Below are 25,116 nucleotides of genomic sequence, written 5' to 3'. Positions count from 1 at the left end.
ACAAAAGAATTATTATTATCTCTGCAAATATCTGAAAATATTTTTGCATAAAAATAGGTAAATTTCCACCTCCTTCATTCAGTTTTTATGATAAGATTGACATTTTTGTAACAATTTTATCATTTATTTAATATATATCTTAGAACTTATTTCCAGTATTTCTCTGGATTTCACGATCACATATTGAATAATTATTCATATTTTTATATAATTTATACCTTTTATAACGAATACTTTGATAAAAAACAAACAATTATTTCCCAATTATAAACATTCAGAAAAGTAAAAATAATCATTGCTAATTTTTTTGAAACTAATTATAATGGAAGTTGAAATAGAAATCATACAATTTAAAAGGAGGGAGCACTCTTATGAGCAATTCAAGAGAGAACTGGGGATCCAAATTAGGTTTGATCCTTGCTATGGCCGGTAACGCCGTTGGCTTGGGTAACTTCTGGAGATTCCCATATCAGGCTGCTAGCAACGGCGGCGGTGCATTTATGATTCCTTATTTTGCAGCACTTATTCTTATCGGTATTCCTGTTATGTTGGTAGAGTGGAACCTTGGCCGTTACGGTGGTAGATATGGTCATGGTACATTAGGACCAATGGTTTACTTACAGGCAAGAGAAGGCACAAAACCAAAAACTGCTCTTATCATTGGTTCTTTAGCAGGTATGATTGCCTTCGCCGTAACCTTGTTAGTTAACTCCTACTACAACCATATTATCGGTTGGACATTAGGATACAGCTTCCTATCTGTTACAGGTGGATATGCTGATACAGCAGTATCTACAGGAGAAGTATTCGTAAATTATATTCAATCGCCAGGTATGGTATTCACTTTCTGGATCATCGCTCTTGCAGGTCTTGGTTTTGCAGTTATGAGGGGTATCCAAAAAGGTATCGAGGCTTGGGCAAAATTAATGATGCCAGTTCTTTATGTATTTGGTATCGTCCTTGCTATCCGTGCTTTAACTCTTGGTAGCCCAGTAGATCCAGACTGGTCCTCCATGAAAGGTTTGAATTATATCTGGAACCCAGACTTTTCAGCTCTTAGCTGGAGATCTGCAATCGCTGCAGCCGGACAAATCTTCTTCACATTGTCCATCGGTATGGGTATCATTTGTAACTATGCTTCTTACTTGAAAGCTGACGATGACGTAGTTGTATCATCCTTAGCTACAATTTCATTGAATGAATTTGCTGAGATTATCCTTGGTGGTACAGCGGTTATTCCAATCGCTTATGCATTCCTTGGTCCAGATGGCGTAGGTGCTGGTGTTGGTCTATCCTTCATCGCATTGCCAAACGTATTCAGAACAATGGCTGGCGGTCAGATCTTCGGAGCATTATGGTTCTTACTATTGTTCTTCGCTGGATTCACATCTGCCATCGCAATGTACAACTATCTAGTTGCCCTAATGGAAGAAGATTTAGGTGTAACTAGAGGTAAAGCTGCTTGGATGGTATTCCTTGGATACATCATCGTGGGTCTACCAGTTGGTTTAGAGCCAATCTTAACAAAGACTGCTGACTTAGCTTACTTTACTGAGGTTGATAACTGGGTAGGTTCAAACCTGCTGATCGTATTGGGTCTAATCGAAATTATCGCAGCTGCTTGGTTGATGGGTGATGGTGCATTTGAAGAGATGAACCGTGGTGGAATCTGGAAGGTACCGAAATGGTTCTTCAATGTATTCCACAAGCTAGTAACACCTATCGTAATCATGGTTTTAATCTTCTTCTCCTATTTAGACTTCTACAAGGCTGGTTACTTCAAAGCAGTTCCATCCTTCGTTGCAAACTCTCCACAGTTGGTTCCTTGGGTAAATGGCGCAAGAGTTGTGGTATTTGCAGTAATGCTTGTTGGTTTCATCCAGTCATATAGATCTATCAAGACTAAATATGCCGATGAGATTGAAACTAACAAAATAACAGTTCGTATATAATTCAAAAGGAGGTAATGATATGACAGGTGCAGCTTTGGGATTTATGGTTACTACATGGTCTCTAATTTTCATAGCCATCGCCGTAACAATGAGACCCCTTTTGAAGGGAGATAAATAGTTTAGGGATAAAACCCCACCTTAGGTGGGGTTTTATTATCGATTCCGTTTCATATCCTATCAGTTTTATAGCAGTCCATATACAACAAAGGTCAGAATATGATACACTAATATCAATCATACTATAGTTATGAAATGATCAGCAGATAAGGAGTGATTCCATGCATACATCTCATTTAATGGATATCATGAAAGAATTGAATACCCTGGCAGCAAATCCACAAGTGATTGCTCCAAGTAAAGGCGATAAGCTTCGCAATGAGCTAGCTTCTCTGGAAACAAACTATAAGAAACTGGAAGTTCCTGAACGCTATGAAAACGTATATGAAGCATTGTGCAAGAAAGGCAAGGAAACTGTAAAAATATTGAAAGGAAGTAAAGATCAAAAAGAAAACCTAAGCAAACTAGAAGCCTATGTGAGATATCTCCATGCAGCCAAGGGCGATTTTGAAGGGAAAACGCAGGAGGTAAACAAATACCATAGAACCTTCCTTTTTACTTCGGCTCTGTTTTTAGCTCTTTCTCCACAATATTTCGGCTTTATTCTTCCTGCTGTATTTTTTGTACCTATATTCTTAGGTACACGGGGTGTAAAAAATCGTTCCATTAATGGTTTGTATATGAGCCTTTCCATCGTTCCGGTAGCCTTGATGACATCATTTATTTGGATACGCTATGGCATCTATGCTTTATCTAACTATCAGCAGGCCGTCAGCCAAGTACTGGCAGACACAGGTCGTTCTGTTGGCGTGGCAAAAGCACTGGTGACGGTTCCTCCACTATTGGCCTTGTTGCTATTTGCCTTGGCTAGCTTACAGGCTTATCGAGGTTTCAAGAATAAAAACTTATTTGTCTAATTGTCCATTGAAGCACACTTTATTTTCATAAAGTGTGCTTTTATATTTTTTTGGGGAATCCTAATGATAGTCATAAATCTTTCTTCATACATTTTTTCTTATTATTTCGAACCATTACAACAATTAATCCTTAGATACATGCAACAAAGTTTATATATATTGAATTTTTGAAATAACTATTACATAATTGACACACTTTTTTATCCATGATACTATCTCTTTAAGACGTTTCGGGGAATTTTGAATGATTAGGCTTCATCTTGTATCGGATCATTTCTGAATCAGCCGTTTTTATCTTAATTAAAGGAGGTTTACTGAATGGACAAATCCTCTCTTCAAAGAGATTCCTTTGGCAGTAAATTTGGAGTGATTGCTGCTGCGGCTGGCTCTGCCATTGGCCTAGGAAATATATGGAAATTCCCATATATCACGGGCGTATATGGTGGCGCTGCCTTTATTGTCGTTTATTTGATTTGTATTGTATTGATCGGCTTTCCACTTATGCTCTCTGAATTCTTGATTGGTCGTAAAGCCCAAAAGAATGCCATTGGCGCTTTCAAAAAGCTGGCGCCGAATACACCTTGGTTTTTAACAGGCTGGATAGGCGTAGCTGCTGCTTTTGTTATTCTTTCTTTCTATGGGGTCGTTGCAGGTTGGTGTATGGAGTATATATTCAAAGCAGCTGCAAATACCTTCGCCGGTCAATCTCCTGATCAGATAGGTGGAATATTTGGAGGATTTATAAGTTCTGCATCGAAACCAATTTTCTGGCAGATCGCTTTCATGGCATTAACCGCTTGGATTGTTGTGGCTGGTATTAAAGATGGCATTGAAAAGTATTCGAAGGTATTAATGCCTATGTTGCTTGTTATCATCATCATTCTTGATATCCGTGCAATTACGCTTCCTGGTGCAGAAGATGGTTTAGCCTTCTTATTCAAGCCAGACTGGTCAAAAATAACAGGAGAAGCGGTTCTTGCTGCATTAGGTCATGCTTTCTTCTCTCTCAGTCTGGGAATGGGCACCATGATCACCTATGGTTCCTATATCAGTAAAAAAGAAAATCTTGGGGAAACAGCTATCCAAGTTACGATCGCCGATACCTCCATCGCTTTATTAGCTGGTATAGCCATATTTCCGGCAGTATTTGCCTTTGGTATCGAACCCAACGTAGGGCCTGGTTTGGTTTTCGTAACACTACCCAATGTATTCCAACAAATGCCTTATGGGCACGTCTTCGGCATTCTATTTTTCGTCTTACTTGCTGTTGCTGCCTTGACATCATCTATCTCTATCCTTGAGGTTGTTGTTGCATACTTTGCAGAAGACTTAAAAATGTCTAGAAAGAAAGCCACGATCATCGCTGCTCTAATCATCACAGTAATTGGTATATTCTGCTCTTTATCCAATGGTCCGTTGGCCGAGGCAAAACTATTTGGATTAGCTTTTATGGATTTATTGATTTGGTGTTCAGATAATCTATTACTGCCTTTAGGTGGATTATTCATCACACTATTTGCAGGGTGGTATATGAAGAGATCATCTGTCGAAGAAGAAGTGAAAGCTGAAGGTGTGAAGGCAGGCTATTTTGGAGCGTTTATCTTCCTTACAAAATTCGTAGCACCCATTCTCATTGCCCTTGTATTCTTAAATGGGATCGGTCTTCTATAATTTAAAATTATACACAAACAGAGAGGATGCATTTACACCCTCTCTGTTTTTTCGTTCTTCATTCTCTCTATTTTTCCTTTTCTTTCTTACCAGCCTCCTGAATATCCGAAGCATTATTGCTAAAATCAAACATCCATCCCCAATAGCCCGTATCTAAGGGTTTCAATTTGATTTTTCCATCGAATTTTTTTTGGTTTTTTGGGGAAACCATCCCTTTGATAATCGTCTCGCCTTTTGTGATTAGCTGCTTTACCGTGGTCTTGGTCATCTTTTTCTTATATTTAGCCATTAGCTTGTCTTCTTTAAAGAGGCCAAATTTACAGCCCTCCTTGTAACGGCTGCAATAAAAACTTTTATTACCCTCCAAAATCTTTCCTTGCTGACAAGCAGGACATGATCCTAACTCTTCCACAATCCGATTCTCTGTCGTATTTTCTCTAGATGATCCTTTTTTCTTTTGTCTTGCAAATTGAAGGCTCGTCTGCCTTTCATAGGCATCTCTTACTAGGAAAATGGTAAAGTTGCGAATTCCCTCCATGAATCGTTCTCGGTCCATTTTTCCCTGGGCAATCTGGTTCAAAGCTTTCTCCCATTTTCCTGTCATTTCAGGGGAAGATAATTCTTTTGGCACCAAGGCGATAAGCTTCATTCCCTTATCTGTAGGAACTAAATTCTTTCCTTCTCGAATCACATATTCTACCTTGATTAGCCTCTCGATGATGGATGCCCGGGTGGCAGGCGTACCGATACCACTTTCCTTCAGCTGCTCCTTTAACTCTTCGTCCTCCACAAATTTTCCTGCATTCTCCATGGCTGATAGCAGCATGCTCTCGTTGTATCTTTTGGGTGGCTGGGTTTGCTTTTTTTCTAGCTTTACTTCTTTTACTAAAACTTTTTGGTTTTTCTTTACTTGTGGAATATTGGGCTCCTTTTCCTCATCATCCTGCTCCAAGGTTCTCCATCCCATTTGCACCACCATTTGCCCGGTGGTTTTGAAAGGTTCTCCTTCTACCTCTGTGATAACCGTCGTACTATTGTAAATATAATCAGGATAAAATACTGCTAAGAAACGGATCACAATCAAATGAAATATGCTTTTTTCCTCAGCAGATAGCTTCTCTATATCCGTTTTTTTATCCGTAGGAATAATAGCATGGTGATCACTGACCTTGCTGTCATCTACAATCCTTTTGGTAATCGGCAGTTTTTCAAGTTTTAGTAGATCTAGGGTGTGCTCGCCATATTTAGTATCCTTTAAGTTCTGAATTTTCCCCCTAAGGCTTTTCACGATATCCTTTGATAGGTATCTACTGTCTGTCCTAGGATAAGTAATGGCCTTCCTTTTCTCATATAAGGATTGGGCGATATTTAACGTTTTTTCTGCCGTATAGCCATAGCGTTTGTTAGCATCCCGCTGCAGTTCTGTTAAATCATATAGAAGGGGTGGCTTCTTCACCACTTTCTTTGTCTCAATCTCGACAACAATCCCTTCTTTACCTTCCACCTTCACCCTTAAAGCTTCGGCCCTTTCCTCCAATTCAATTTTTGTTTCTTTTGTCTCTCGATCAAACCATATCCCTTGATAGCCATCAAAGTCACATTTCAGTTCCCAATAATCCTTTGGTACAAAATGTTGAATCTCATTTTCACGGTTTACCAATAGAGCTAAAGTAGGGGTCTGAACTCTACCGATGGTCAGCAGATCTTTATATTTGATGGTATACGCTCGGGTAGCATTCATCCCCACCAACCAATCGCTTTCACTTCGACTTCTAGCGGAATGGTATAGCCTATCATATTCCTTGCCATCCTTCAAATTTCTAAAACCTTCTTGAATGGCCTCATCGGTAAGAGATGAAATCCATAATCGTTTGATAGGCTTTTTACAATGGCAGAGTTGATAAATATATCGAAAAATCAACTCTCCCTCCCTTCCTGCATCGGTGGCACAGATAACGGTATCCACTGTCTTATCTCCCAGGAGCTTCTTCAATATGGTAAACTGCTTATAAGTCGTACGGATGGGCTTTAGCTTCATTTCCTCAGGCAAAATGGGCAGGGTTTTCATCGACCATGCCTTGTATGTCATATCGTAATCCTCAGGCTCACAAAGGGTTACCAGATGCCCTATGGCCCAAGTGACAATATAGTTATTTCCTTCCAGATAGCCATCACCTTTTGCTTTGCATCCTAATACCTTGGCAATATCCCTGGCTACACTGGGTTTCTCTGCGATTACAAGATTCTTCATTGATTTACCTCTTCCTTCGAATTTGCGTTCGTATGGTATTATCTTATAAAAATGCACTCTAAAAAGCAAGTTAGAAAAAAACATTTCCTTTCAAATTCTAAAATGAAAGGAAATGTTTTTGCCCTTTAATCTAATCTTTTCTTAAATCTCACAACGGCTACAGTAATCAGCAGTACCGTAAATAAAACCAACAGTATCACCTGCTGATAGAAATATTTCATTCCCACACCTTTCAGTACAATACCTCGTATGATTTCTAAATAATAGGTTAAGGGAATCGCAAATCCCATGAGATAAATAGGTTTCGGCATAGCTTCTCGAGGAAATACAAATCCTGACAGTAATACACTGGGCAACAAGGCCAGTAACGCCATCTGCATGGCTTGCAATTGCGTTTTAGCTACTGTGGAGATAATCATCCCCATGGCCAATGCACAGATCACGAAACAGGCAGACAACACCAATAAAAGGGGTACGTTCCCTTGAATATCCATATGAAACACTACAATTGCCAGCGTCATGACCATTCCAAAGTTCATAAATCCGATGAGTACATAGGGGGTCAGCTTACCTAATATTAACTCAATAGAACGAATCGGTGTGATGATCAGTTGCTCCAGGGTTCCTCGCTCCCTCTCTCTGACCAAAGCAAAGGCCGTCAATATAATGGTGATGTTCTGAATTACCAAGCCTATTAAACCAGGTATGGTGAACTTAATGCTATCCATTTCCTGGTTATACAGCACCCTTGCCTTTGCCACCACACCAGACTGCCCTCCAGATGCCATATATCCTCTTTTTTCCATTTCTGCAGTCTTCAGCTGCACAGAATAATTGTTTGCTGTCATAACAGCACTGGGCAAGGCCGTCTTAGAGACTGTCGAATCACTACCATCAATTAGAAATTGTACCTCTGCCTCTTTTCCTTTATGGATGTCTTTTTCAAATCCTGAAGGAAAGATCACAGCCACCTTTACCAATCCACGGTCAATTAGGTCAATCGCCTCCTGGTCACTTGACACGTAATACTTATCTATAAAATAATCTGTGTTTTTGAGCTTCTGTATAAATTCTCTGCTGGCTGTGCTTTGGTCCCAATCTACCACTGCCATTTCTACATTTTCAATATCTAATTTCACTGCAAATCCAAATAAAAATAGCATCATAAGCGGCGCAATAAAAGCAATAATCATGCTGGCCCTATCTCGCCTGATATGAATAAATTCCTTCCGAACAATAGACATAAATCGCTGGAAACTCATGGAGTCACCCCTATTCCATATGATCCTTCATATCTTTGAAGGATCCTCTAACTTTAATATCACTGATTTTCTCCACATAAGAAATAAATATGTCCTCTATACTTTTGCTGTCGTTCTCTTCCATAATCTCCTTTACAGTTCCCAGGGTGATGATCTTGCCTCGATAAATGAAGCCTAATAAATCACAGCTTTCCGCCTCATCCATGTAGTGGGTCGTCACGAGAATTGTAATCCCTTCTTGAGACAGCGTGTGAATCACTTCCCAAAATACCCTTCTAGACACAGGATCCACTCCTGCTGTCGGCTCATCCAGAATGAGTAATGCAGGTCTGTGGAGCAAGGAGCACCCAAGGGCCACCCGTTGTTTCCATCCTCCAGAGAGTATTCCAACAATGGCATTTTCCCTTCCTCGCAAGGCACATAAGTCTAGAATTTCATCGATGCGATGACTTAGCTGCTTCTTAGGTATACCATATATGGCAGCAAAAAATTGAAGGTTTTCTAGAATCGTTAAATCCTCATAAAGTCCAAACTTTTGAGACATGTAACCGATATTTTGCTTGATTCTTTCTGCATCTTGAAGGATATCCAGTCCCAAAACAGTTCCTTTCCCCGAAGTGGGTCTTAGGACACCACACAGCATGCGAATCGTCGTTGACTTTCCTGAACCATTGGGTCCTAGAAAACCAAATATCTTTCCTTTGGGAATAGAAAAGCTAATCCCGTCTACGGCCACAAAGTCTCCAAATTGTTTTTTCAAGTCCTGAATTTCTATGGCAAATTCCATTTTTTCACCTTCTTAATTTGAGTTCTCTATGCCTAGATCTGCGTCTAGAACCATACCTGGATTCAACTGTGCTGCGCCCTCTATCACCTTCACCTTTACCTCGTGCACCCTATTATGACGATCTTCCTTTGTCGTTACATTCGATGGAGTAAATTCCGCCTGAGGCGAAATAAATACTACCTTTCCTTTCATTTTCTGATCTTTTACTGTATCCGAAAGTAAATTCACTTCCTTACCAATTTTGACTTGGTGGATATCTTTTTCAGGCACATAAATCTTCATCCACAAATCTTCCGTATTCATTAAGGTAACGATAGGTGCCCCTGCTGAGAGAAATTCTCCTTTATGGTAATACTTATATAAGACAACCCCCTGATTGACTGCCTTCACATTCACCTTTTCCTTTTGGATCAAAGCCTGTTCATAGGCATATTTTGACTGGGCTACGCTATACTCGCTGCTTTTAACCGTCTCCTGCGTTGCACCTTTCTTCACCAACGCAACCTTTGAACGCATTTTTTCGATACCTTTTTCTGCATTTTGTACATTCGCCTCTGCTTGATCCAGCTGAAGCTTGACATCTTTCAGTTGCTGCTCATTCACTGCCCCTTCATTAAACAAAGTCTTTGTATTGTTATAAATATCTAGTCGATGGCTATACTGCTCTTTCGCTGTTGTTAAGGCGATTTCTGCTGTTTGCAGTTCTTGTTCCGCAATGGCGATTTCCTCTTCCCTGGAACCTTTCTTAATATCATTCAATTGCTCCTGCTTCGCATGATAACCTGCCTCCTGCTGTAATGCACTATAGTTCAGCGTATCATCATCCAAAAGTGCCACCACTTTGCCTGCTTCTACAGTATCTCCTTCTTCTACATAAAGTTCTTTGATCATCCCTCCGATGTCCGTTGTCACATCATACTGAGTAGCCTCTATTGTGCCTGTATACCTCAAAAGGTCATCTTCCTTTTGTCCACAACCCGCTAGGACAAATAGGATCACAAGAGCCATCCATACAATTCTTTTCATAGATCATTCCCCCAAATGCTATTTTAATATTCCCTTCAAGAATATTTCTACAGTTTCCTCCAGTAACTGATCTGGACTTATATTCTTTGAAAACACCTGTATGTTATTCCCTAGCAAGTTGCTCGCTGCAAATCCAAGCAAGGTTAAAGTCATCGTCGTAGGAGGAATATTCTTAAATCGCCCTTTTTTTATTCCCTCCTGAAAAAATTCATCGATTATTCCTTTGACAGGCTGAATTACTTTTTCAAAAAATACACCTTGCAGCTCTGGGTGATACTGAGTTTCATTCAATACCACTTTTATTAAAGGCATATGCCCTTTGATAAGAGCTACTCTATTCTGTATGAAAGCCATAATAACTTCCCGATCACTTTTTTCTTCATGGTTTTCAAATATTTCTTTCAATCCGCTTCCTACAATTTTAGGCCCTACTACTTCTAGCATTTTCAGTAAAATCCCATAGAGAATATCCTTCTTCTTAGGAAAATAGCGAAATATGGTGCCTTCTGCAATGCCTGCTCTTTGAGCGATTTCCTTTGTTGTTGTACCATTAAACCCTTTTTGACCAAAGATCTCCACCGCAGCTTCTAAAATTTTCTGCTCTGTTGTCATAATTTCTTCTTCCATATCAACACCTCCAAAATGAGTGATTACTCACTCTTACATTCTACTCCTATTCATATGCATGTGCAAGTTTTTTATGATAAAAGATATATAAAGTTTTGTCGTTTTCCCGGGAAATATGGAAAATAAAAACCATCCTTTTGGATGGTTAACAATTTTTATTCTGCTGTATTTCCAATCATATAATTGCTTGTCCAGCAGGCTTTGCACTTTTTCTTGATTCTACTGGCATATTCAGCCAGGTGAGAAACGCTGTCAAAATCTCTATGCTCATTTGTCACTACAGCAATGGATAAGCTCATCAATGGAAACTTTTCGATAGCGCCATGGCGATTTTCAGCCATAATATAGCCCTTTTTCCGATCTATTTCTGAATAGAAATCAAGGATTCGCTTATCAAATTTCTCGATGATTGCCTCACATAGCCTGTGCACTTGATGATTTTCTACGATGGCCACAAAGTCGTCCCCCCCTATATGCCCTAGAAAACCTCTATGAAAATCAAGAGCTTTCATTCTCTGTCCTATCACAGCAGCAGTCATCTCAATAATCCTATCTCCATTTTCAAATCCATAGACATCATTGTAGGGTTTAAAATTATCTAGATCAAAATATAGTACTGCATATTTGTTCTTCGATGCAATCACATTTCTAATTCTCTGCTCTATCATGATATTTCCTGGCAAGCCCGTTAATGGATTTGCATATTTGGCACGATTCAATTCGATTTCGGTCATCTTCTGCAGCAAGTCCTTCACTGTAACAATACCATAATACTTGCTATCTTTTGTTACAATAATATAGTCGTAAAGGGCTTCTTCTTCCCGCATCATAGCGATTTCAGAAACACGATCCAAAGGTGTATCATAATCCACCACCAGCGGTCCTTGATCCATTAAACGTTCTATGGTTCTTTTCATAAAAATAGCATATCCATATTGTTTTCCTAAATATTGATAGAACTTATCCTTCATCACCAGCCCCACAGGTTTGTCTCGGTCAATCACTGGCAGCCCTTGAACTGTCGACCCTTTTTGAAAAATCAGATCTACATCTTTTCCCAGGGTATCCACACAAATATGGGGTACAAGCTTACTAATCTCACCAATTTTAGTGTTCGTAATATTCGTTAACTTGATGTCCTGTTTTGCCAGATTTCTCTCTAAAACACGAGTTTTTATGCTCGGATGGATGTTTAGGAGTTCTGAAGATGGTTTTTGGATATAATATCCCTGTCCATAATGAATCCCTAAATCAATTAGTACATCCAGTTCCTCTCCATTCTCAATGCCCTCTGCAATCAGTTTAGAGTTTGTATTGTCAGCAAACTCCACTATGGCCTTTAGTAGCGCCTGCTTAAAAGGCTCCTTATGAATGTTGCGTATAAGCTCCATATCGATCTTCATATATAGGGGTTCCACATTGGCCAACAAATTTAAGCCTGCATACCCATTCCCCACATCATCTATGGCGATATCCACGCCAAGTTTCTTATATTTATGTAAGATATTGCAAAAAGATTTATAGTCTTGAATACACGTATGTTCTGTTATCTCGAAAACAACATGACTAGAATCCTTATTCTCCAACGAAAAAAAATCATCTAATAACTCTCCATGACTACTATCCAAAAAACAGAGGGGATCAATGTTTACAAATAGCTTTAGACCATCGCCTTTTCTATGAAACTTCTCCATAGCTTTTCTTTTGCACATTCGTTCCAATGCCATAATTTTGCCATGCCGCTTTGCCATATGGAACAATTCCTTGGGATCTTCCAAGATGCTTCCCTTAGGTCCCCTGCATAACGCTTCATAGCCTAATACACTCCCATCCTTCAAAGAAATGATACATTGAAACACATTGTCAATGTTCCCTTTGACGATGATTTCTTCTAACTGCTTGTAGCTCAAATCCTCAGCTTTGTGATGATCCATTTTACTCACTCCATAAAAAATCTTCAAAATTAGGAATTTTGTCCTGCTTAATTTTATTATATACTAGTCCATCTCCCCCTAAGTTAAAAGCTTGTAAATTCGATGAAAATATGTTGTTGTCTTAAGCCATCAAAATATCCAACATTTTTCGTGTATTGTTCAAGAAGTTTCTCATGATTTGGTAATGCTCCGTCTCTTCATAGCTCACCACTTGAAAATCCTCTTTTACCCCATAAAAAAAACTAGGGAAAGCATCCCTAGTTATCCTTGAAACTCAATTCGTGATATTTCTTTCCTCTTTTGATCATCTCATCCAGTACAATCCATACATCTTGACGTTCAAAACCTCGTCTCCAGGACGCAGTCCCTGCTAAACCATACTTCTCTACCAAAGTAGTCTTCAATGCAATAGATTTTGAATCTTCAAGCCAAATTTTATAGGTTGCTCCTTCTTCCTCATATTGGGCATAGTATTGTCCAAGCTCCTCATTCCAAATAACCGCTGCATTTTTCTCATCTATGATCTCTTTGGCTCTCACCATAGATACTGCTTTGGATTCCACCTTCAATTTTCCATTTTCGTTTTTATATTCTTTCCAAACCCGTGTATAGAATGGTAGTCCTAAAAATAACTTTTCAGATGGAATGTTCTCCATGCTGCGAATAATTCCACGCTCTACCCACGGCATAGAGGCTACAGATCCGCTGATAGGACTAGTAGCCCAGTGTTCATCATAGGTCATCACAGCTATATAGTCAACATGCTCCGACAGTGCCTTTCGATCATATACCTTTGACCATTGCTCACTGCTGGAGGGTACCGTTACATCCATGGATAAAATGATATTCTGTTTGTTCGTATAATATCTCAATTCTTTTACAAAGGCTACCAAAGCATCCTTATCTTTGTAGTAAATGTTTTCAAAATCGATATTGATCCCATCTAAATTATAAATGCTTGCATACAGCAATAGCTGTCCAATGACTTTTTTTCTTTTCAGGGGATCTTCTAGAATTTTAGAGGTCCGTTTTGGGTCAAAACCATTGTCAACCAATCCCCATACTTTATAACCCTTTTTATGGGCTTCATTCACATAACGCCGATCCCCTTTGTTCATCACAATCCCCGATTCATCTGCAACACTAAACCATGTGGGCACAACCACATCAAGAGATTGAATCCTGCTTTCAGCACCTATGTTAGGTGACTTTTCATGGACATATTCCCAAGCCACATTTATCTTTTTGCTCCCTTGGTTTTCCAGCACTCGTTTTGTATTCATCTGCATCATAGGCTGCTCCGCTGGGACTAAAACTTCAATATTCTTTTTTTCTATATAACCCAGATCTCCAGTATTACTTCGAATACGATACCAATCATTGACTTCACCCAATACTGCAACCCGATCTCCTAGCCTTAGTTCTGCTTTTGAGAAGCCTAATGAAGAAGGTTTTTCCTTTATTCCGACTCTGTTTTCTTTGATCTCACCCTCATTTTTCACTATAGACACTGGATCGATAATAACAGTTGCCGCTTCCTCAATATAACGGATTTGGATTCCTAACATCTCTTTTAAGAGCGTAAGTGGTATAAACACAGTTCCTTCCTCTATCCGAGTCGGTATATTCACTTGAATATCGTTCTCCTTCACAAACCCTGTGAGTTCCTCATCCTCTAGCTCTGCCTTTGTGTCTCGCAATGGAACATATACTCTTTTCTGATCTTTACTGAGGATGATATCTTTACTGATGTGATTGCTTACAATATCATAGGGCATGTACAAAATATCGTCACTATAACGGATCCAGGGTTCTTCTTCAATCTGTTGATCTCCAATCACAAGTTTGGCCTTTCCCTCATAGATCACCGGGGAAACCTCTTGGGATTGAAAGATCATAAATATGAATCCTGCTGATAAAGCTGTAATCAATATAAACCCGATCATCCAGTGTATCCTTCTCATCCTTTTCCCCCTCTCCTAGATTCCCCATCATTCTTACCTTCCCCCAAAGCTATGCTCTTCTACTATTATAAAGAGATTTCTCTAAAGTTCAATGGTTTTGCCATGGTAGTTTTCTCCAACCCTTCTGAATATCCATTGGTTCTTGTTACAGCAAACAAAAAGAGCCTCCACTTTCTCATGCAGGCTCTATATCCATAACAAATAAATATTGCATTCTATTCATTGCACCGCTTTGCTCATGATTATAATTCTCCACTGACGCCCAATGGGCGCCTCTACTGATCTCATCCTGCCCATGCTCTAAAATAATATAGCTCCCATTACACCAGCCGCGATAATTCCTAGAATCGGATTGACTTTAAATCGCCAAATACCCAAAAACACAATAACCGCTACGCCAATGCTCTTCATGTCAACAAAAGCAGTTTTTCCGATAGAGATCCCTGCGCTTAGAATCAATCCCAAGACCGCAGGACGAATTCCTTTGAACACAGCCTTGGTTTCCTTTGCGTCCTTGATTTTCATAAAGAACTTGGCCAACAACGTGATCAGCATAAAAGAAACAATGGCTACTCCAATGCTTCCAGCAATGGCACCTGGGACCCCTGCCACCTTGTATCCCACAAAGGTAGAAGCGTTCACTGCTATAGGTCCTGGTGTCATTTCGGAGATAGCCACCACATCAATGAACTCCTGGGCTGTAAGCCATTGATGATTGTGTACAATTTCCTCTTCTATCATGGGCAGCATTGCCAATCCACCCCCAAAACTAAAAGCACCGATCTTGGCAAAGGTTAAAAATATTTCAACGAGTATTCTCATCGTTTTTTTCTCCTTTAAATAGAATATACCCTGCGATTCCTGACATTAGAATAATCAATATGGGATGCACACCCAAAAAGGTAATGGTCAATGCAACGCCAATCACCCATACTAGATTTATAGTATCTTTGGGCAAAGGCTTCCCTAGCTTCATCACTGCCACTAAAATCAAGGCAACCACAGCAGGTCGGATACCACGGAATATGGACTCGATAAGGGGTAAGCTTCTAAATTGAATAAAAAAGGTGGCCACTAGCAGAATAATGATTACAGATGGCATAATGGTTCCCAAACATCCCACTACAGCACCTGGAAAGCCAAACAATCGGTAGCCAATGTATGTAGAAGAATTGATCGCCAATGCTCCCGGTATGGTCTGAGAAAGTGCGATGATATCAATGAATTCTTCGGTCTCAATCCACTTATTCTTTGCGACGATCTCCTCCTCGATTAAGGGAATCATGGCATAGCCACCCCCTAAGGTAAAGGCACCGATCTTAAAAAAAATAAAAAACATTTTCAGCATTGCTTTCATAGATTCTATCCCTTTCTCCACGTATCTGACATTCCTTACTATGTATATTCTCACCCTTTAAAAATTTTATATAATTTCCACTGAAATGTCAAATTTACATAGATATACCATAAACTGCCGCATAGGGCTGTCTGACCCTTATCAAAAAGCAAGAGCAGAGAAATTCTCTCTGCTCTTGCTGTGGCATCGCTTATTTTAAATTCTCTGGGTTTAAGCACGCTAGCTCTGGAATCACAAACAACCCATCTTTTCGAATGAGCACATCATCAAAATAAATCTCACCGCCGCCATAGGCTGGTGTTTGAATGCATACCAAATCCCAGTGGATGGCGGATATATTCCCATTGGATGCATCTTCATAGCATTTGCCTGGGGTAAAGTGGAAACTTCCCATGATTTTCTCATCAAAAAGTGTGTCTTTCATTGGTGCTAGGATATAAGGATTTACACCAATAGCGAACTCACCCACATACCTAGCCCCTTCATCGGTATTGAATACCTCGTTAATTCGATCCGTATCATTGGCTGTGGCGTTGACAATCTTCCCATCCTTGAATTCTAATTTGATATTTTCATAGGTAAAACCTTGATATACAGCAGGGCAATTATAGGACAATATCCCATTTACAGAATCCTTCACCGGTGCTGTAAACACCTCTCCATCAGGAATGTTCAGTTTTCCATCGCATTTGATGGCTGGAATGCCTTTAATAGAGAAAGTTAAGTCTGTTCCTTCCCCTTTAATATGTACCTTATCCGTCTTTTCCATCCTCGCGACCAAGTGATCCATGGCCTTTGACATCTTTCCATAATCAAGATTACATACATTGAAATAAAAATCTTCAAAGGCTTCCGTGCTTGTGTTGGCCAACTGAGCCATGGAGAAGTTTGGATATCTTAAGACTACCCATTTTGTATGGTTCACCCTTTGATCAGAGTGAACAGGACTTAGAAAATGCTCCGCATAGATTTTCATCCTATCACCAGGCACATCACTTAATTCCATGGCGTTAAATCCAGCCCGCAATCCTATATAGGCATCCATATCCTTCATTCTCTCCAACTCGTACCTTGCCATCATTTTCATTTGTTCTTCCGTACATTCTAATAGAATTTGCCTGAGAAGCTGGTGATCCTTTACTGTCACGAAAGGAACAGCACCCACTTTATAAGCTTCCTTTACCAATTGTCTTACCAGAGGCACCTCATACCCCATGGCCTCGATCAAAATTTTCTCTCCAGGCTTTAATTCAGTCGAATAGTGAATAAGGTTGTAGGCTAATTTTTCAATTCTTGGATCTAACATAAAATCATCTCCTTTATGAATTTTCTCTATTGATCTTCAATATATCATCTTTCATGGATAGCTGATATATCGTATTTATTATACATATGAAGTATTTTATACATATTATATCATTTTCAGATGCTGTTTTCCTGTTAAAAAATAAAAATATTTAATATTTTAAAAATTCCTCATATCGCTCAGAATCATACATATACATAAATATTGAAAAGGATTTTTATTTTTTTGTTTAGAATCACCTTATGGTGGGTAAAATCAAATTAGATTGTTGCTTTAATGCTTAAACATGAAAGGAGAAGGTCCAATGCAAAAATACAGATGTATTCCATGTGGTTATATTTATGATCCAGAGGTAGGCGATCCAGACGGCGGTATTGCACCAGGTACTGCTTTTGAAGATATCCCCGAGGATTGGGTATGTCCAGTCTGTGGCGTTAGCAAGGATATGTTCGAACCTGAAGAATAAAACCATACATATGGGGCACACAAAGTGTGCCTTTTTGCTTTTTTGAATATGTTTTTCATTCTTTCTCATCTATAAAATATCTAGTTTCTATGGTAAAATATTTAGGTACTAGAAATATTATCAAAGGGGAGTATATAATGAAGAAACAGCATCAAGCCGATCTGGCCCTACTTGGTGTAACCTTGGCATGGGGTATCTCTTTTATCTTATCAAAAAATTCCCTTGAAACCCTGGAGACCTTCAACTTTCTAGGAATTCGTTTCTTAATCGCCGCCATTACCTCCGCCTTAATTTTTCATAAACGTTTGATGAAATTGGACCGGGCTACTTTAAAATATGGCCTCTTCATCGGCATCATCATGTTTTCCGGCTATGGGACCCAGACCCTTGGACTAAATTATACCACAGCATCAAAATCCGGCTTTATCACTGGATTCTCCGTGGTTATTGTCCCTATTTTTTCTGCTTTCGTTTTAAAGAAACTGCCCAAGTTTTCTGCCATCATCGGCGTGGTATCAGCAATTGTAGGTTTAGGCTTATTAACGCTAGATGCTAACTTACAATTAAATATCGGTGACTTTTATACCTTAATCGGTGCAGTTTGTTTTGCCTTCCACATTATTACCGTGGGCAAATATGCTGTGCAGGTAGACTCTATCAACTTAGCTATTCTCCAGATTGGTGTCGTAGGAATTCTCAGCACCATTGTTAGCCTTTTATTTGAGACTCCTGTCATTCCTACTGCTGCCAATGCTTGGTTTTCCATTTTATTCCTAGCATTTGTATGTACCTCTGGCGCATTTATCGTACAAAACGCTGTGCAAAAGTATACCTCCACCACCCATACTGCTCTCATTTTCACAGGAGAGCCTGTTTTCTCCGCCATATTTGCCTATCTTCTCCTTGGAGAAGTCATGAATCATCGGGGAATCATCGGTAGTATCTTAATTGTAGGAGGCATGCTGGTGGCAGAAATAGATTTTGACCTGCCTTTCTTAAAAGCTAATAAACGAAAGGTTGCAGAAGAATAATGAAAAGGAACAGCATACAGCTGTTCCTTTTTCATTACATGTATAAAATCCTATTCTTCTTCCACTTCTTCACTTATATCTGCCATGTTTTCCTCATCTTCAACGGGCAACTCATCCATACCATATAACTGATGCCCATTCACCCTGAAAATCTCATGAATCACAGACCAAAGTTCGTCTTTTCCCTCTCTGGTTTCTGCGGAAATTGGAATCAAAATATCTTCCTTCTTCATTTGCAGGGTCTCGCGAATTTCTTTCAAATGTTTCTGCCTTTGTCCACGGCTAACCTTATCTGCCTTGGTAACCACCACAATACCATTAAAACCAAAATGCTTAATCCAACTATACATTTGCTGATCCTGATCCGTGGGTTTATGGCGAATATCCACCAATTGAAATACCTCGAGCAAGTTTTTTCTACTGGTCAAATATGTCTCGATCATCTTTCCCCACTGCTCTTTGTTACTCTTAGATACCTTTGCATAGCCATAACCAGGGAGATCCACCAAATTAAATTCATTGTTAATGCGATAAAAATTAATCGTCTGTGTTTTTCCTGGGCTTGAACTGGTTCTTGCTAATTTTCTTCGGTTTGTCAGCATATTGATACTAGAAGATTTCCCCACATTGGATCTTCCTGCAAAAGCAATCTCAGGAATATCTTCTTCTGGGTACTGGGACGGCTTTACGGCACTAATTACAATCTCTGCACTCTTAATTTTCATTGACTTCTTCCTTCCTGATAAGGGTATGCTCCAGTACTTGGTCCATATGCTCCACAAATACTAATTCAAGCTTTTTCCTTACATTTTCAGGAATTTCTTCCACATCTTTTTGGTTCAACACGGGAAGCAGAACCTTCTTTATTCCTGCTCGATTGGCTGCCAGTACCTTCTCCTTGATGCCTCCCACAGGTAACACGCGACCTCTTAGGGTAATTTCACCTGTCATAGCAATCTCTCTATGAATTGGCATATTGGTCAAAGCTGAAATTACTGCTGTAGCCATGGTAATCCCTGCCGATGGTCCATCCTTAGGAATGGCTCCTTCAGGAATATGGATATGGATATCTAAGGCTTGATAAAAATCATCCTGTAGCTTTAGCTCTTCCATCTTGGAACGAATATAGCTGATACCTGCTCTGGCAGATTCCTTCATCACATCTCCCAATTGCCCTGTGAGAACCAGCTTACCGTTTCCTTTCATGGTAATAACCTCGATAGATAGCGTGTCACCACCTACAACTGTCCATGCCAATCCTGTGGCAATACCCACTTCATTTTTCTCTTGGGCTTTTTCATATCTAAACCTTGGGATACCTAAATAATTTTTAAGATTCCCTGGCTGAATTCGTACTACTTTGGTCTTTTCCTCCAGCATCCTTCTTACAGCTTTTCTACAGATCGTAGCCAATTGCCGCTCTAGATTTCTTACCCCAGATTCTCGAGTGTAATAATTGATCACATCGCGAATGACTTGTTCAGAAATCTGTAGATTTTCTGGTGTCATCGCATGCTCTTTGATCTGCTTTGGCAGCAGATATTTCTGGGCAATTACCAATTTTTCTTCCTCTGTATATCCTGAAACATCAATGACTTCCATTCGATCCAATAGAGGCCTTGGAATGGTACCTAGGCTATTGGCAGTAGTGATGAACATTACCTTTGACAAATCAAAGGGCACTTCCAAATAATGATCGGTAAAATCTTTATTTTGCTCTGGATCCAGGGTCTCCAATAGGGCAGCTGCTGGATCACCTCTAAAGTCACTGGTTAGCTTATCGATTTCATCGAATAGGAATACAGGATTCTTTGAGCCTGCTTCCTTAATGGCAGATATGACTCTTCCTGGGATCGCACCGATATAGGTTCTTCTATGCCCCCGGATTTCTGCCTCATCCCGTACGCCTCCTAAAGACATTCGCACGAAATTGCGATTTAAAGATCGGGCGATGGATTTAGCAATCGACGTTTTTCCAACCCCTGGAGGCCCCACGAGACAAATAATCGGCCCTTTCATTTCCTTGGCCAGCTGTCGAATCGCCAAATATTCTAGGATTCTCTCCTTGACCTTCTTTAGCCCATAGTGATCTTCGTCTAATATTTCTTTAGCGATTTTAATATCCAGGCGATCTTTCGTCTGTTTGTTCCACGGTAAATCTAATATCCAGTCCACATAAGTACGAATGACACCACTTTCTGCTGATCCTGGTGATAACCTGGAAAGCCTGTCCACTTCCTTTATAACCTTCTCCTCCACTTTTTTAGGAAGTTTTGCTTTCTTGATCCGATCACGATAATTCTCAATCTCATCGTCAAATCCACCGTGGTCCCCTAGTTCTTCTTGAATCACCTTTAATTGTTCCTTCAAATAATATTCCTTTTGGACCTTGTTGATTTGTTTTTTTACCTTCGCATTGATCTCTCTCTCAATCTCTAAGATTTCAATCTCTCGCAGCAATAGGCGATATAATACTTCTAGCCGATCCTTGGGGTGAAAGGCTTCTAGTATTTCTTGTTTTTGCTCAATTTTCAAAAGCATATGGGATGAAATAACATCCGCCAATCTTCCTGGCTCTTCAATGGCCGTAACGGACATGAGAATTTCCGGTGAAATACGATTACTAATGCTTACGTAATTTTCAAAGGCATCCAGTACTGTCCGCATAAGGGCTTCCAATTCCTTGTCTATTTCCAATCCCTCTTCTGACATTTCTTCCTCAACCTCTGCCTTAAAAAAAGGCTCTTCTTGGGTCAGCTGAACAATTCTAGCTCTACTGATGCCTTCTACCAACACACGAATAGCATCTCCAGGGAGCTTTAGCATTTGTTTAATCTTAGCAATCGTACCTACTTCATAGAAATCTTCTGCCGTAGGTAAATCTGTCTCCGCTTCCTTTTGGGTTGTTAGAAAAATCAATTGATCATTGACCATTGCATCTTCCAAAGCATTGATTGATTTTTCCCTTCCTACATCAAAATGTAGTACCATATATGGAAAAACAGATAGTCCCCGAAGTGGTATCAAAGGCAGTACTTCTTTTTTTGTCTTTTGATCCTCCATAGTTATCAACTCCTCATTTATTAAGGATTACCTTTTTATTTTTCTCATTGTTTTTCTTTATATTCCTATAGATAAGTGTTTAGTGAATATATACACCTTTTACCGCATGTTAAATCTTCTTTCGTGCAATTCATAATTATATATAAAACATAAACTCTTTTCAATAGTCATTCCCACATATTTCCCTAGATTCTATCTATTGTACTACAAATTACAACAAAAGCCAAGAACAGCACGCCTAAGAAAGGGTGCTGTTCTGACTGTCTAATCCTTGAGCCATGACAATCATCATAGGATTGACAGGCATAGACGCTACTTCAATCTGTTCTTTGACCACTGCATGTTGAATGACTTCCTGAATATCTTCTACTGTAATCACCTCTATTCCAATGTCTTTAAACCGATCCTGCCAATTCTCACTAGGAATAAGAACCTTGGTGCAACCAGCCAATCGAGCGGCTTCTACCTTGGCTACTACGCCACCCACAGGTCTCACCTTTCCCCGAATGGAGATTTCACCAGTCATGGCAATACGATGGTCTATTTCTTTATTTGTAATGGCTGAGTAGATTGCAGTTGCCACTGTCACACCTGCCGATGGACCGTCCACCACCATTCCCCCTGGAAAATTCAAATGAATATCATAATCTCTTGGATCGATTTGACAGTTTTTCCGTATCACAGTCATTACATTTTCCACGGATCCTTGAGCTGTGCTTTTTCTCTTTAATTTTCTTCCCGTAGAGGATACTTCTTCTTCATTCACAATCCCTGTAATGATAATCTTGCCTGTCCCCTTATCTGTAGGTATGGCAGTAGCCTCTGTTTCTGATACAACCCCTATATTGGGCCCTACCACAGCCAATCCATTGACGACACCCACTTGAGGTGCCTTTGCAATTTTTGATTGAGGTCTTGGGTGATATTGCCCACTTTCTACAACCCACTCCATATCTTTTTTAGTCAGTGTCTTTCTCCCTTCATTTAAAACTACGCCACTGGCAATCTGAATCATATTAATGGCATCTCTGCCACTACTGGCATACTTTTTTACAATTTCTACAGCTTCATCTTCTATTGAAAATTTTACCTTTTCCGCAGCATTCCTGCTGATGATTCCTATTTCCTCAGGTAGTAAAGGCCTAAAATAGATTTCCACACATCGAGAACGAATGGCTGACGGAATTTCATTGGCAGTTCGTGTAGTTGCACCCACAAGCCTAAAGTCTGCAGGCAGCCCATTCTGAAAGATTTCATGGATATATTTGGGTGTATTGGAATCTTCCGAGTTGTAGTATGCACTATCTAAGAATACCTTTCTATCTTCTAATACTTTTAACAGCTTATTCATCTGTACCGGATGCAGCTCTCCAATTTCATCTAAGAATAAAATGCCTCCATGGGCTTTGGTCACAGCACCAGGTTTTGGTTGTGGGATTCCTGACTGCCCTAAGGGTCCTGCTCCTTGATAGATGGGATCATGAACGGTTCCCATCAGCGGATCTGCAATACTTCGCTCATCAAATCTTAAGGTTGTGGCATCCATCTCGATAAATTTGGATTGATAATTAAAGGGTGAATGCTGTACCTTCTTTGCTTCCTCTAATACCAGTCTTGCTGCCGCTGTTTTTCCTACCCCTGGAGGTCCATATATCAATACATGTTGGGGATTTACACTGCATAGGGCAGCTTTCAGTGCTTTGATCCCGTCCTCTTGCCCAATGATCTCTTTAAAAGACTGGGGTCTCGTCTTCTCCGAAAGCGGTATCGTTAAGGATATGCTTTTTAATTCATTTAGTCTTTCCAGTTCTTTTTTTGATTCCTTCTCTATAGCAGATTTATTTCCACTCTGGTTCCTCAATAGATTTAAAAAATATAGCCCAATAATCACCGCAAAAAAGAATTGAACTAAAAAAAAGGCACTAGGCAATTTTGTTTCCTCCTTTCTCGGCTTTTCTGGCGATTCGTGAATCGCCCCTACAGATCAACCTCAATCTTAAGTCATGCGGGCGAACACTGTTCGTCCCTACAACTTTCAACCTAATTTTGAACTTTATGTAGCTAAATTTAGTATGTCTCTTCAGAATCTTTATATAATGCACAAAAATTGGAGGAATAAATTAAAAGAAGGCGAATCTACCGATTCGCCTTCTTGCTAAGAAGCAGTCTCTTCTTTTTTCTTTTTGCTCTTTCTTTTCTTCGCATCGGAAAGAACCAAGGTAGGCTCTGTATTGTTCTCAACAGTTTCTTTGGTCACAATACACTTTTCAATATCCTCGCGGGATGGAATATCATACATTACATCCAGCATAAGATTCTCAACAATGCTTCGTAAACCTCTAGCTCCCGTCTTTCTCTCGATCGCCTTTTTCGCGATGGCCTTCAATGCTTCTTCATCCATTTCCAACTCTACATTATCCATCTCAAAGAGCTTCTTATATTGTTTGATTAAAGCATTTTTAGGCTCAATCAATATTTTCACAAGAGCTTCTTCATCCAGTTCATGTAGCGTTACAATCACAGGTACACGCCCTACAAATTCAGGAATAAGACCATATCTTAACAGATCCTCTGGTTGAATTCGATTCAATAACTCTCCAACGTCCTTCTTTACATTGCTTTGAATATCTGCCCCAAAGCCCATGGACTTTTGCCCAGTACGTCTTTGGATAATCTTATCAATACCATCAAAGGCACCGCCACAAATAAATAGGATATTGGTTGTATCAATTTGAATAAACTCTTGATGAGGATGCTTTCTTCCTCCCTGAGGCGGCACACTGGCCACGGTTCCTTCCAAAATTTTAAGTAGCGCCTGCTGAACTCCTTCCCCGCTTACATCTCGGGTAATAGAAGGGTTATCTGATTTTCTGGCAATTTTATCAATCTCATCGATATAAATGATGCCTTTCTCAGCTCTCTCTATATCATAGTCTGCTGCTTGAATCAACTTTAATAAAATATTCTCAACGTCTTCGCCCACATATCCTGCTTCTGTAAGAGAAGTAGCATCTGCAATGGCAAAAGGAACGTTTAATATCCTCGCTAATGTCTGAGCAAGCAATGTCTTTCCTGATCCTGTAGGCCCCAACATCACGATATTGCTCTTCTGAAGCTCTACATCATCAGGTTTACCTTCTCGATTAATTCTTTTATAGTGGTTGTATACAGCTACCGCCAAAGCTCGCTTTGCCCTATCTTGGCCTACAACATACTGATCTAATACATTTCTGATCTCCTGTGGCTTCGGTAAATCAGTCATTTCTAATTCGATGTGCTCATCAAATTCCTCTTGAATGATTTCCTGACATAGCTCGATACATTCGTCACATATATACACACTAGGCCCGGCAATCAATCTTCTGACTTGATCTTGGGACTTACCACAAAAAGAGCATTTCAGCTGCTTCTTCTCATCAAATCTCGACATTTTTCCACCTCTCCT

General features: G+C 39.7%; 19 protein-coding genes. 5 read left to right on the top strand and 14 right to left on the bottom strand.

The annotated features are described in order from the left end of the window. The first annotated feature begins 371 nt into the window (after window positions 1–371). The 3 genes from HNQ80_RS00410 (at window position 372) to HNQ80_RS00400 (ending at window position 4,597) form a co-directional block, all read left to right on the top strand. Entirely contained in the window at window positions 372–1,952 is a 1,581-nt protein-coding gene (locus HNQ80_RS00410; RefSeq protein WP_184307030.1) for a sodium-dependent transporter, read from the top strand. Between the two features lie 278 nt (window positions 1,953–2,230). Beyond that, complete coding sequence (locus tag HNQ80_RS00405; RefSeq protein ID WP_184307028.1) at window positions 2,231–2,926, top strand: DUF485 domain-containing protein; 696 nt, start codon at window positions 2,231–2,233, stop codon at window positions 2,924–2,926. Window positions 2,927–3,244: 318 nt separating this feature from the next. Next, a complete protein-coding gene (locus HNQ80_RS00400; protein ID WP_184307026.1) occupies window positions 3,245–4,597 on the top strand; it encodes a sodium-dependent transporter in 1,353 nt (450 codons plus the stop codon). Between the two features lie 67 nt (window positions 4,598–4,664). Here the strand turns inward: HNQ80_RS00400 and HNQ80_RS00395 are convergent, their stop codons facing one another. From HNQ80_RS00395 to HNQ80_RS00350, 10 genes are all read right to left on the bottom strand, one after another. After that, window positions 4,665–6,848: a DNA topoisomerase III gene (locus tag HNQ80_RS00395; RefSeq protein WP_184307024.1), complete on the bottom strand. Its 2,184-nt coding sequence runs from the start codon at window positions 6,846–6,848 to the stop codon at window positions 4,665–4,667. Between the two features lie 125 nt (window positions 6,849–6,973). Further along, a complete protein-coding gene (locus tag HNQ80_RS00390; protein ID WP_184307022.1) occupies window positions 6,974–8,110 on the bottom strand; it encodes an ABC transporter permease in 1,137 nt (378 codons plus the stop codon). 10 nt (window positions 8,111–8,120) lie between these two features. Further along, the gene (locus tag HNQ80_RS00385) at window positions 8,121–8,897 is read right to left on the bottom strand and encodes an ABC transporter ATP-binding protein (protein ID WP_184307020.1); all 777 of its coding nucleotides are present in this window, start codon (window positions 8,895–8,897) and stop codon (window positions 8,121–8,123) included. Window positions 8,898–8,909: 12 nt separating this feature from the next. Then, window positions 8,910–9,923: an HlyD family secretion protein gene (locus HNQ80_RS00380; protein WP_184307018.1), complete on the bottom strand. Its 1,014-nt coding sequence runs from the start codon at window positions 9,921–9,923 to the stop codon at window positions 8,910–8,912. Window positions 9,924–9,941: 18 nt separating this feature from the next. Next, the gene (locus tag HNQ80_RS00375) at window positions 9,942–10,550 is read right to left on the bottom strand and encodes a TetR/AcrR family transcriptional regulator (RefSeq protein ID WP_184307016.1); all 609 of its coding nucleotides are present in this window, start codon (window positions 10,548–10,550) and stop codon (window positions 9,942–9,944) included. A gap of 155 nt (window positions 10,551–10,705) precedes the next feature. Continuing rightward, a complete protein-coding gene (locus HNQ80_RS00370) occupies window positions 10,706–12,484 on the bottom strand; it encodes a GGDEF domain-containing protein (RefSeq protein ID WP_184307014.1) in 1,779 nt (592 codons plus the stop codon). A 257-nt stretch (window positions 12,485–12,741) separates the two neighbouring features. After that, window positions 12,742–14,448, bottom strand: a complete 1,707-nt coding sequence (locus tag HNQ80_RS00365; protein ID WP_184307012.1) for a glycosyl hydrolase family 18 protein — start codon at window positions 14,446–14,448, stop codon at window positions 12,742–12,744. A gap of 300 nt (window positions 14,449–14,748) precedes the next feature. Continuing rightward, window positions 14,749–15,270: a chromate transporter gene (locus HNQ80_RS00360; RefSeq protein WP_207726799.1), complete on the bottom strand. Its 522-nt coding sequence runs from the start codon at window positions 15,268–15,270 to the stop codon at window positions 14,749–14,751. Further along, window positions 15,254–15,805 carry a chromate transporter gene (locus HNQ80_RS00355; RefSeq protein ID WP_184307010.1) on the bottom strand — a complete coding sequence of 184 codons (552 nt, stop codon included), beginning with the start codon at window positions 15,803–15,805 and terminating at the stop codon, window positions 15,254–15,256. Before HNQ80_RS00355 ends, HNQ80_RS00360 begins: the two co-directional genes overlap by 17 nt. A 190-nt stretch (window positions 15,806–15,995) precedes the next feature. Then, complete coding sequence (locus HNQ80_RS00350; RefSeq protein WP_184307008.1) at window positions 15,996–17,111, bottom strand: aminopeptidase; 1,116 nt, start codon at window positions 17,109–17,111, stop codon at window positions 15,996–15,998. 304 nt (window positions 17,112–17,415) lie between these two features. On the opposite strand from HNQ80_RS00350, the gene rd reads away from it, so the two are divergent. Continuing rightward, complete coding sequence (gene rd / locus HNQ80_RS00345; protein ID WP_184307006.1) at window positions 17,416–17,577, top strand: rubredoxin; 162 nt, start codon at window positions 17,416–17,418, stop codon at window positions 17,575–17,577. Window positions 17,578–17,714: 137 nt separating this feature from the next. Further along, window positions 17,715–18,608: a DMT family transporter gene (locus tag HNQ80_RS00340; protein ID WP_184307004.1), complete on the top strand. Its 894-nt coding sequence runs from the start codon at window positions 17,715–17,717 to the stop codon at window positions 18,606–18,608. Window positions 18,609–18,658: 50 nt separating this feature from the next. On the opposite strand, the gene yihA is transcribed toward HNQ80_RS00340, so the two are convergent. From yihA to clpX, 4 genes are all read right to left on the bottom strand, one after another. Further along, window positions 18,659–19,333 (bottom strand): ribosome biogenesis GTP-binding protein YihA/YsxC, encoded by a 675-nt coding sequence (gene yihA / locus HNQ80_RS00335; RefSeq protein ID WP_184307002.1) that lies wholly within the window; start codon window positions 19,331–19,333, stop codon window positions 18,659–18,661. Further along, window positions 19,323–21,671 carry an endopeptidase La gene (gene lon / locus HNQ80_RS00330; RefSeq protein WP_184307000.1) on the bottom strand — a complete coding sequence of 783 codons (2,349 nt, stop codon included), beginning with the start codon at window positions 21,669–21,671 and terminating at the stop codon, window positions 19,323–19,325. The genes yihA and lon overlap by 11 nt, the downstream gene beginning before the upstream one ends. 238 nt (window positions 21,672–21,909) lie before the next feature. Beyond that, a complete protein-coding gene (gene lonB, locus HNQ80_RS00325; protein WP_184306998.1) occupies window positions 21,910–23,601 on the bottom strand; it encodes an ATP-dependent protease LonB in 1,692 nt (563 codons plus the stop codon). Window positions 23,602–23,826: 225 nt separating this feature from the next. Next, the gene (gene clpX / locus HNQ80_RS00320) at window positions 23,827–25,101 is read right to left on the bottom strand and encodes an ATP-dependent Clp protease ATP-binding subunit ClpX (protein WP_184306996.1); all 1,275 of its coding nucleotides are present in this window, start codon (window positions 25,099–25,101) and stop codon (window positions 23,827–23,829) included. Window positions 25,102–25,116 lie beyond the last annotated feature (15 nt).

It is taken from the genome of Anaerosolibacter carboniphilus, assembly GCF_014205875.1.
Lineage (GTDB): Bacteria > Bacillota > Clostridia > Peptostreptococcales > Thermotaleaceae > Anaerosolibacter > Anaerosolibacter carboniphilus.
This window is presented reverse-complemented; position numbering and strand designations above follow the sequence as displayed.